Below are 10,649 nucleotides of genomic sequence, written 5' to 3'. Positions count from 1 at the left end.
CACCTAACTTTATACATGAAAAAAACCAGCCAGGAAACCTGACCGGTTAATATATTTTTATTCTAAAATCTGTCAACCTATTTTAGGACGACTCAATAAATTTCTGTTAGCTTTCCATGTAAGCTTCAATAGGAGCGCAGGAACAAACCAGATTTCTGTCACCATAAGCATCGTCAACTCTGCGAACAGATGGCCAGAATTTGTTTTCTGCAATATATTCCAGAGGGAAAGCCGCTTCTTCTCTTGTGTATGGAAAATCCCAGGTGTCTGCTGTAAGCATAGCCAATGTGTGAGGAGAATTTTTCAAGACATTGTTCTTGTCATCTGCTGAAGCTTTTTCGATTTCTTTACGGATGGAAATCATAGCATCGCAGAAACGGTCCAGTTCTTCCAGATTTTCACTTTCCGTAGGCTCAATCATCAAAGTTCCTGCTACAGGGAAAGAAACTGTTGGTGCGTGGAAACCATAGTCCATTAAACGTTTGGCAATATCTGTAACTTCAATACCTTTTTCTTTGAACGGACGGCATTCGATAATCATTTCGTGAGCCGCACGTCCCATTTCGCCGGAATATAAAGTAGCATAGTGTCCGTTCAATCTTTCTTTGATATAGTTGGCATTCAGGATGGCATGTTGTGTTGAGCTGGTCAAACCTTCAGCGCCAAGCATAGTAATATAGCCGTATGAAATCAAACAAACCAAAGCAGAGCCCCATGGTGCTGCAGAAATTGCGGTGATTGCATGGTTTCCGCCAGTCGGGATTACAGGGTTTGTAGGCAGGAATTCTACCAAATGTGGAGCAACACAAATTGGTCCTACCCCAGGTCCTCCGCCTCCGTGAGGAATAGCAAAGGTTTTATGCAGGTTCAGGTGGCAAACGTCCGCTCCGATTGTAGCCGGATTTGTCAATCCTACCTGTGCATTCATATTGGCACCGTCCATGTAAACCTGTCCGCCGTTTTCATGTATGATTTTTGTTACTTCAATAATTGAAGCTTCATAAACTCCGTGGGTAGATGGATAGGTTACCATCAAACATGCCAGGTTATCTTTGTATTGAATAGCCTTGGCTCTTAAATCTTCAACATCAATGTTTCCGTTTTCAGATGTTTTTGTAACCACAACCTGCATTCCTGCCATAGTTGCCGTTGCCGGATTTGTACCGTGGGCAGAAGCCGGAATTAAGGCAATATTTCTGTGTGATTCACCTCTTGACTGGTGGTAAGCACGAATAACCATTAAGCCGGCATATTCCCCTTGCGCTCCAGAATTTGGTTGTAGGGTAGTGCCTGCAAAACCGGTAATAACATTTAATTGCTGTTCTAGTTTTTTCAGCATAGTTTGGTAACCCTCAGCTTGTTCAATAGGGGCAAAAGGGTGGATATTGTTCCAGTTTGCCATGCTCAAAGGCAACATTTCTGCAGCTGCATTCAGTTTCATCGTACACGAACCCAAAGAAATCATGGAGTGGTTCAAAGCCAAATCCTTTCTTTCGAGCATTTTGATGTAACGCATCAGTGCTGTTTCTGAATGGTGTTTGTTGAAAACTTCATGTGCAAGGAAAGTGCTGGTTCTGTTCAGACTTTCACTGTATTGTGTTTGGGTAGCCAATTCGGCTACTTTTATCGTTTCTTTTCCGGCAGCTTCTGCAAAAATAGAAACGATAGTATTGATGTCTGCCAAACCGGTTGTTTCGTTAAATGAAATGGCAACCGTATTGTTGTCAATATAATAGAAGTTGAATTCGTTTTTCTCAGCAATCGCTTTTACTTTCTGAGCATCTGCCTTTACAACAATTGTGTCGAAGAAAGATGAGTTTGTTTGCTCAATCCCCAATTTGCTTAAAGCATTGGCTGTTGTTACTGCAGAAGCATGTATTTTTCCGGCAATATAATCCAGTCCTTTTGGACCGTGATATACGGCATACATTCCTGCCATGACAGCCAAAAGAACCTGAGCCGTACAAATGTTAGATGTTGCTTTTTCACGTTTGATATGTTGCTCACGAGTTTGCAAAGCCATACGAAGCGCACGGTTTCCGTTAGTGTCGATAGTTACACCAATGATTCTTCCAGGCATACTTCTCTTGTATTCTTCTTTGGTAGCGAAATAAGCAGCATGAGGTCCGCCGTAACCCATCGGAATTCCGAAACGTTGCGTTGTTCCAACAACTACATCTGCACCCATTTCTCCGGGAGAAGTTAGTTTTACCAAACTCATAATATCTGCTGCAACAGCTACTTTTATCTCGTTGGATTTTGCCTGTGCAATGAATGCGGCATAATCGTAAACCTGACCATATTTACCAGGATATTGAAGGATGGCTCCGAAGAAATCATTTCCGAATGTAAATTCTTCGTGATTACCTACTACTAATTCCACTCCAATTGGAGTCGAACGGGTTTCCAAAACCGATAAGGTTTGTGGTAAAATTTCTTCGGAAACAAAGAATTTGTTAGCGTTATTTTTCTTCTGGTCGCGTGTTCTTACATCAAAAAGCAATGCCATTGCTTCGGCAGCGGCAGTTCCTTCGTCAAGTAGGGAAGCGTTTGCAATTTCCATTCCTGTCAATTCAATAACAGTTGTCTGGAAATTCAATAGTGCTTCCAAACGGCCTTGAGCGATTTCAGCCTGATAAGGCGTATAGGCCGTATACCATCCCGGATTTTCAAAGATATTTCTTTGAATAACCGCAGGAACAATTGCAGGATGATAACCCAAACCAATATATGACTTGAATACTTTGTTTTTATTTCCTAGTTTTTGAATATGATTCAAATATTCATATTCGGTCATGGCTGGTTCTAAATTCAGCGGCGCTTTTAGACGGATGTCATCAGGAAGCGTTTCATAAATCAATCGGTCAATTGATTCAACACCAATAGTTTTCAGCATATGCTGCAAATCGTTTTCTCTCGGACCGATGTGTCTTAAAGCAAAAGCATCTGTTTTCATATAATATTGTCGTGGGTTGTTTTTTGTGGCACAAAAATACTTATTAATCTCAAAAATAAATCCTTTTTTAACATGGTTTTTTTAGGAAATTTTCAACGAAAACTCGGTGTTGTTAACAGTTTCGTTATTTTTGCAGTATGCAGGCTATCAGACGACTATTTAATTTTTATATTAATGGCAGCATACACGTTGCGGTAGCCGTTTTGTCACTGGTTTTAATGACCAACCATATGTTCCGAAATCCTTTTGATTTGCACATGGCTGGTTTTGCTTTTTTCGGGACTATTTTCGGATATAATTTTATCAAATATGAAGATTTTTTCAGAAATAAAAAACCTTTACGATTTGAACTTAAAGGGATAGCTGTTTTAAGCCTGATTGCTTTTATAGCAGCTGCTTATTTCTTTTTTCATTTGAAATTCTTCACCCAGGTTACGGCTTTTATTTTCTTTGGACTGACTTTTTTGTATACGGTGCCAGTATTTTCAAGCAGAAAAAATATCAGGAACTGGAGCGGTGTCAAGATTTATATTGTTGCTCTTTGCTGGTCAGGAGTTACTACACTGTTACCGTTAATTAATGCGGGCACCGAAGTTTTTTCGGATGTTATTCTTAAATTTTCTCAACGATTTTTACTGGTTATAAGCCTGATTTTGATTTTCGAGATTATCGATTTAAAAACAGACAGCCCGGCATTGGGTACTGTACCTCAGCGAATAGGGGTGAAGAAGACCAAAATTGTGGGACTGCTTCTGTTGGTGCCGCTTTACTTTCTGGAGTTTTTGAAAAGTACTATTGACACCAATCAGCTTTTTGTCAATGCCATTTTGGTTATTGTTACTTCGCTGTTTATGATTTTTGCCAATGAAAACCGTTCCAAATACTATACATCTTTTTGGGTCGAGAGTATTCCGGTTTTTTGGTTGGGGTTGGTGTATTTGTTTTGATGCTAACTGCAATCCTGTCAGTGTTTTAAACCCTGGAAGGGTCGAAATTATCATAAATCTTCCAAAGCTTTCTTTAATTCTCCAAATTCAAATGTAAAACCATTTTCCGTTAGCCGTTTCGGGATAACATTCCTGCTTTTTAAGACGAGTTCCGTTTCTGTACCAATCATTCTTGCGCCAAATTTTAAGAGTTTTTCGCTTATTGGAATTCCGGTTGGAACACCTAAACTTTTACGAAGCGCTTTCATAAAAAGCATGTTTCGAATAGGTTTTGGAGAAACTATATTTAAAACTCCTGTAAGTTCTTTTTCAATAATAAAGGCTACCGCCCTTGCAAAATCTTTTTCATGAATCCAACTGATAAATTGGTTTCCTTTTCCTTGCCTTCCACCAAAACCTACTTTGGTCAGATTTTTTAAAGGATGATAGGCACCTCCGTTTTTTCCTAATACGATTGAGGTTCGCAATGCTGTTTTTTTAGTATGTGGAGTTTGTATTTCAAAGAAGACTTTTTCCCACGATTTGGCAACATTCATAGAAAAGTCATTTCCGATTTCACCATTTTCTTCGTCCATTTCTTTGTCTAATGAATGTCTGTAAATAGTAGCGGTAGATGAGTTTAGCCAGTGTTTAGGAGGGTTTTGGCATTGCTGTACGGCAAGATTCAGGATGCGTGTGCTTTCAAGTCTGGAATCCAGAATTTCTTTTTTTGTTTCCTTCGGTATACCTGCAATCAACAGATTTACCGGCAAGATTGATGAGTACATCCGCATTTTCTAATTCTTTTTCCCAGCCTGAAAATGTTTTGGCATTCCATTTTATGTGCCTGATGTTTCCTTTTATTTTCGAACTTCCTCTGGTAAGAATAATAATTTCTTCAAATTTATCTTTAAAATGATTCACCAGAACTTGTCCTAAGAATCCGGTTCCTGCTGCAATTATTAATTTTTTCATGATTTTTTGTGTTTTCTTCCTATCTGCCAGAGTTATTAACCCTGGCAGGTAGGAGGGTTGGTTAAATTAAAAGGTTAAGATGACTAACAAGACAATTACTCTGTAAATTACCCAGGTGTAAGAAAGTATAGTTGGAAGTCGCAATATTTTAATCCTTCTGGAATGTTCCATAAACATAAATAAAACTACAAGGGCAAACCAGATTAAGATGGTGATTTGTGGAATATTTATAAATTGGTTCAGGAGTAAGATGGGTGTCAGGAGCAGAGCACCTGCCAGTGACACTGTCATCAGATTTCCGGTATAGTTTACCAGATTTCTTTTTTCAATTTTTAGTAAAAACAAGGCTTGAAAAACAATTTGTCCGAAAGCAATAGCCAACTCTCTTCCGAAATTTCCCTGAGGGAGATTAGTGATGAGGTTTGAAAAATTATGCAGTGTCAGGGCAGTAATTACAAGGGTAAAGAGAATGTAAATAATCCTATATTTATAATTAAAACTTGGAACACATTGCAAAGCAGTGGTATTGGTATTTTGATTGGGGATAATTACTTTACGATTGTATGAAATAAAAGAATAAAGTTTTTTCAACAGGTATTTCACAGGAGGAATGTTTCCGATTTTTTCTATCCATGGAAAAGAATTTCCGATCACTTTCAACAGACTGTCTATTCCATAAATGACGGTTTTGTTTTTGTTATCAACCAAAGCAATTTCATTAGAAGCTCTTTTGAAATCGATAAAACTGTGTTCTTCTTCTGTCAGATTAGAAAATGGTTTTTTGCCGTTTTTGTCCAACATCCCTGTTTTTATAAAACCTGTTGTGTAGGCCTGGCAGAGTGGACAATCTTCATCATACAATAATGTTTGGTTTTCAAGTGTTTTCATAATCAAGCGTTTTGATTAATAATTTGAAGAAATAACATATGATACATATAGAATTTTAGTGTGGCTTTTCTAATATTATATAATGCACAATGACCGTCATATAAAGGGCTAAAGATGGCGGCATTGCCCAAATCCATCCCCAATCTGTTGCATACCATAATGAAAAGAAGAGAATGCAAAACAAAAAATAGGCCTGGAGATGTCTGTTTTTGTAATGATTAACAAAAAGTACTAACGCAATAGAAACCTGAAGAAATCCTGTAATAACTTTTGATAATAAGGCAAATGATAACATCCCGACTTCAAATACAGCCAATGCGGCTATTGCAAGGGGAAGGCCAATAGCGAAACAATTAATTTTTTGTAGTAATGTCATGGTTAATAATTTTTAAACTTTCAGAAAAAAATGAAAGTTTGGATTAAATTTTTTTTTACTTCATGATTTTCATGACCAGACGGCCAATCCAATTGTCTTTAAATTCGGTTACCTTGTCAATCATATTATCGGCTTTTAGTACAAAATCATAGAGCTTGGAAGTCTGTTCTACAAAATGTTTTGTCTCTTTGGTTTCATTGCCTTTGATGGAAGAAACATCTTTTAAGACTCTTAATGCGGGTTTGATTTCTCTTTTACTTCTTTCCTGTGCAATTTTTACGGCTAATTCATCTAAATCTTTTTCGGCAGTAAAAAATTCTTTTCTTTCGCCCGATTTGTATTCTTTGTATACAATTCCCCAATCCATCAAGGCACGAAGGTTCATGCTGGCATTCCCTCTGGAAATCAATAATTCTTCCATAATGTCTTCCATAGAAAGCGGCTCTGGAGAAACCATCAGTAACGCATGGATTTGCGCCATCGTTTTGTTGATTCCCCATTGAGAACCTAATGCTCCCCATGTTTGGATGAATTTATTTTTTGCCTCTTTGAATTCCATACTTCAAATGTATAAATTTATTTTTGAACTTTCAAAAATAATTGAAAATAATAATTGATAAAAAAAACCGTCAGCTTCTGCCAACGGTCTTTTATTTTAAAAGTGAGGACTAATTTACTTCACGATTTAAGTAAACCCAGCCTGTTTTTTCTTTCCCATCCCTAAATGCAATATAATAATAATAGGTTGCAGTAGGAAGCAGTTTGCCGTCAGAACATTGTCCGTGCCATTGGTTTACGTAATTGTTCATTTCGTAGACTTCTGTTCCATAGCGATTAAAAATTTTAACTTTCAGAATATCAAGTCCGGCCAGATTCCAGGTGTCGTTTTTATTATCGCCGTTTGGAGAAACTCCTTTTGGTATTTTACAATAGCTTTTTTCTACAGGAATTGATGTAGTAGCGGTACAACCTTCTTCATTGGTTACTACAACGGTGTATACTCCCGATTCCAGCCCGGTAATGTCTGTCGATTGTGTTGTTGCATTAAAACCATTTGGTCCTGTCCAGGTATAGGTAGCGTTTGATTCATTGAATGAATTGTCTATTGCAAAAGCGGTAAGCATGTAGTGCTCGTTTTCACATTTTGCCTGGGCTCCTACAGAAAAAGTATCTGTGTTTTCGTCAACTTGTACCGATTTTGAAAAAGTACAATTGTTGACGTTTACAAGGACACTATATAATCCGGGTTCATTGATTTCAATTTCTGCGGAATTACCGCCCACGATTCCTCCATTTTCATTACGCCAGATATAATCAGCTTCCGATTCTTCAAAATTGTCAGGCACTACTTTCAGAGTGGTTTCCTGTCCGAAGCAGATTCTGGTGTTTTCCTGTGTAAAATGAAATTCCGGCTGTGGTGTTACAACAAGTTCAAATGACAGAGGTTCAGAAGGACAGTTGACCAAGTTGGTTGTAACGGTATAAGTTCCGGACATTGCAATTGTCGCATTTGGAAATGTCGGATTGATACCGGTAGCCGTAAATCCGTTCGGTCCGGACCAGGTATAATTGTACAGAAGATTTGGATTTTGAATACTGATATTAATTGGAGAACCTTCACAAAGAGGACCAACAGGATTAATAATAGGAGTAGGGACAACATTATTAAAATGTATAGAGACTATAGCTTCGTCTTCAACGCCGCAAAATCCTCTCACGAAATACCTGAAGTAATAAGTTGAGCCTTGTTGGACTCCTTCGGTATTCCATACATTTGATGAAAGAGCACCTGTAGAAGGGATTTGTTCCCAGGTTCCGTTTTGGTCTGCATTGCCTAATAAATAGTCAAATAGATTGATGGAAGGAGGAATAGAACATAGGTCTACATCATTGTCATTTCCGGCATTTGGCGGGTTTCCGGCATCGATTTGATAGTTCAGGATTTGATTCAGGCAGGAATCCGGTTCTGCCGGATAGGTAATGGCCACATGATACATTCCTGACTGTGTGCTGACATTTAAAGGTGCAAAAGTTAGCGTAGAACTTGTGCTCAATGTGACATTTTCCGCTCCTTGTTTATACCATTTGTATTGCAGGTAAGGAAAGTTAGGAACAGATAGTGTACTGTTTTGTGCGTCACATAAAGAAGCAGCTATAGAAAATACAAATGGAGCTGTAACATCATGAGTATAGGTGCTCGTATTTTGACATTGGTCTTTTATTTCGAAAACATAAACGGCAGATTCCAAATCTGTAAATAATGGACTGTTCCCGTTTGAAAAGTTGAATGGCTGTCCGTTTTTTTCAATTATCCTGAAGGTGAAATCTCCTTCACCTATTACATTTAATAATACATCAGATAGGGTACCCGAACAAGAAAAGTTTAATGCCCCTTTTATTTCAGGAAGTATTCCTGTTTCAAATTCTTTTATAGAAAATGCACAAAAATTGTCATTTCCTACGCTGTTGTAGATGGATGTCGCAGTGATGATTCTAAATTTTCCACCTATTGGGAAATTCAGGTTCCATGCATTATTATTGGTAACCGGAAGTGAATTGCTCGAATTAGGATAAGTATTTTCAGGATAGCTAACATTTGTGTCAGGATGGCCCCATTCACCTGTTGCCGGATTGAATTTTTGTAGCCAGTATCCTAAATTTGAAACTGAACCATTGTTATTAGTATGGTTAAATCGGATATTAAAAGAAGAACATCCTTCTACAATTTCAAAAGTGGTATTGCCAATATATTCCTTGATTTGTAAGGTTAAGTTATGTTCTGCATTACAAGAGTCTTTTATCTTGATACGATAAGTTCCGATTGGTAAAGAATTCATCATAAGATAACTTCCTCTAACATTACTGAAAACATTCATGGGTCCGTTATAGCTACTGGGTACGGATATAAATTCAGCACTTAATATTCTGATATCTGCTGCCCCTCCAATATAAACGGAGCCAAATCCGGGTTCGCATCCGCCAAGATAATTGACTCTTGGTGTGCCAGATCCAACGGCTGGTACCGTTACGGGTTTTGTATAAGAATTTCCGCAATCGTCTAAAAGAGTTATAGTGTATTGACCCGGAACAAGTATATTGTTGATTATTATGCCCCCATCAGCTTGTATATAGGCATTGGCGTTATAAGGAGTTGGAAAAGCAAAGCCCGAAGGCGCTATGTCAATTGTTACAGATGTAATATTGGAACCCAGAATTTCACCAAAAATAACACCGGATGCGCCACAGGAACCCGTAGCTACAAATTGAGCATCTGTTCCATGGTAGATGGTTAGTTCAGAGGTCTTTATTCTTCCGCAGGCATCGGTTACTTTTACAATATAAGTGCCTTCCGGAAGTATATTGGTAGTATTCCCGTAGGTTGGATTGTAATTGAAAGTAGGGTGTGATGGCTCATAGGCTAAAGGATTAAATCCAACCGGGGCAGAAAGAAATTCTACAGTTAATGGATAAGTAAGGTTTTTCGTTTTAACCAGAAAAGATTTTATTCCGCAATTTAGTGTATGCTGTTCCAGGTTTATTGAAAACTCTTCATTCATAGCATTGCCATCCAGGCGGTATTCTTTGCCGCAGGCATCAGTAATCAGCAAATTATAATTGTAATGAGTGTTGTAAAATGGGAGTTCAAAGTCATATTTTTCCTGAGGGCTATTTGCTATAAAGGTTCTTGTAATAGGAGCACCACCACCTGGAGGAAAAATAGTAAATACAAAAGTAAGCGGGAAGTTTACCGTAGCTCCGGCAGTTATTTCTAAAGCATATGAAACCCCAATTGTATTACAGTTGACGAGTTCTTCATTAGGGGATGAAGCCGCCGAAATTTCCAAATTGTTCGGAAGTTCTTCAAGGGTTACTAAAGTATAGGATCGGGATACTGCGTTGCCACAAGAGTCATAAACTTTAATCAGGTAGTTTCCTGCTACAAGATTGGTGAAAATATTGGACGTTTGGCGTGGCCTTATAATGGGGCCTGAAATAATTTCATATCCTATAGGATTACCGCTGGTGACATTGACAATTAAGTTTCTATTGAGGCTACAGTTAATATCGCTAAAGGTCATGTTGAATTCTAAAAATTCAACTGTACTATTAATGACATAATCTTTTTGCTTTTGGTTATTTTCTGTGCCTAAAGTCTGCGTGGCGATAACCCTGTATGTTCCTCCTGTGAGCCCCGATAAAGAATTGGTCGAGACTGTGGCATAAGGACTGTTAAGTACCGGTAGTTTGTATATTGTATATATAATACCTGCATTTGGATGGGTTCCGCTTACTGTAAAAGATAAGGTTCCGTTTCTGTTACAAGTTTCATCCGTTCCGGTAACGGTAAGGGTAAAATCCGGCAATTGTCCGTAGGAACTGATTGCGTTTAAAGAAAAAATTAATGCAAATATAAAATTGAGGTAAAGTTTTTTCATAAGCAAATCGTTATGGAAGATTCCAAATATATAAAAAACTGTAAGAAAAATTATGGTTTCCCACAGCTGTAAAGGTAAAAAAAACACATAAA

6 protein-coding genes and 1 pseudogene are annotated in these 10,649 nt (G+C 37.9%); 1 reads left to right on the top strand and 6 read right to left on the bottom strand.

The window, feature by feature from the left end; all coding sequences use genetic code 11:
- Window positions 1-106: 106 nt before the first annotated feature.
- The gene (gene gcvP, locus B0G92_RS15435; protein ID WP_101472897.1) at window positions 107-2,956 is read right to left on the bottom strand and encodes an aminomethyl-transferring glycine dehydrogenase; all 2,850 of its coding nucleotides are present in this window, start codon (window positions 2,954-2,956) and stop codon (window positions 107-109) included.
- 137 nt (window positions 2,957-3,093) lie between these two features.
- On the opposite strand from gcvP, the gene B0G92_RS15430 reads away from it, so the two are divergent.
- Window positions 3,094-3,903: a hypothetical protein gene (locus B0G92_RS15430; protein ID WP_101472896.1), complete on the top strand. Its 810-nt coding sequence runs from the start codon at window positions 3,094-3,096 to the stop codon at window positions 3,901-3,903.
- A gap of 50 nt (window positions 3,904-3,953) precedes the next feature.
- Here B0G92_RS15430 and B0G92_RS15425 read toward each other — a convergent pair.
- The 5 genes and pseudogenes from B0G92_RS15425 to B0G92_RS15405 all read right to left on the bottom strand — a co-directional run bounded on the left by B0G92_RS15425 (window position 3,954) and on the right by B0G92_RS15405 (window position 10,557).
- Window positions 3,954-4,857, bottom strand: a pseudogene (locus tag B0G92_RS15425) (TIGR01777 family oxidoreductase).
- 66 nt (window positions 4,858-4,923) lie between these two features.
- Complete coding sequence (locus tag B0G92_RS15420; RefSeq protein WP_101472895.1) at window positions 4,924-5,745, bottom strand: DCC1-like thiol-disulfide oxidoreductase family protein; 822 nt, start codon at window positions 5,743-5,745, stop codon at window positions 4,924-4,926.
- 55 nt (window positions 5,746-5,800) lie between these two features.
- Window positions 5,801-6,121, bottom strand: a complete 321-nt coding sequence (locus tag B0G92_RS15415) for a hypothetical protein (protein ID WP_101472894.1) — start codon at window positions 6,119-6,121, stop codon at window positions 5,801-5,803.
- 55 nt (window positions 6,122-6,176) lie between these two features.
- Window positions 6,177-6,680, bottom strand: coding sequence for a GbsR/MarR family transcriptional regulator (locus B0G92_RS15410; protein WP_101472893.1), 504 nt, complete (start codon window positions 6,678-6,680; stop codon window positions 6,177-6,179).
- Window positions 6,681-6,789: 109 nt separating this feature from the next.
- Complete coding sequence (locus tag B0G92_RS15405) at window positions 6,790-10,557, bottom strand: T9SS type B sorting domain-containing protein (RefSeq protein ID WP_143395057.1); 3,768 nt, start codon at window positions 10,555-10,557, stop codon at window positions 6,790-6,792.
- Window positions 10,558-10,649: the final 92 nt, after the last annotated feature.

Source organism: Flavobacterium lindanitolerans (assembly GCF_002846575.1).
Lineage (GTDB): Bacteria > Bacteroidota > Bacteroidia > Flavobacteriales > Flavobacteriaceae > Flavobacterium > Flavobacterium lindanitolerans.
The sequence above is the reverse complement of the archived record's forward strand: the minus strand, read 5'-3'. Positions and strand labels throughout refer to the sequence as shown.

Bases quoted from the DNA above. Each gene is read 5' to 3' on its own strand.
- B0G92_RS15415 (WP_101472894.1), bottom strand. From the start codon at position 6,121: ATGACATTACTACAAAAAATTAATTGTTTCGCTATTGGCCTTCCCCTT.
- B0G92_RS15420 (WP_101472895.1), bottom strand. From the start codon at position 5,745: ATGAAAACACTTGAAAACCAAACATTATTGTATGATGAAGATTGTCCA.
- gcvP (WP_101472897.1), bottom strand. From the start codon at position 2,956: ATGAAAACAGATGCTTTTGCTTTAAGACACATCGGTCCGAGAGAAAAC.
- B0G92_RS15410 (WP_101472893.1), bottom strand. From the start codon at position 6,680: ATGGAATTCAAAGAGGCAAAAAATAAATTCATCCAAACATGGGGAGCA.
- B0G92_RS15405 (WP_143395057.1), bottom strand. From the start codon at position 10,557: ATGAAAAAACTTTACCTCAATTTTATATTTGCATTAATTTTTTCTTTA.
- B0G92_RS15430 (WP_101472896.1), top strand. From the start codon at position 3,094: ATGCAGGCTATCAGACGACTATTTAATTTTTATATTAATGGCAGCATA.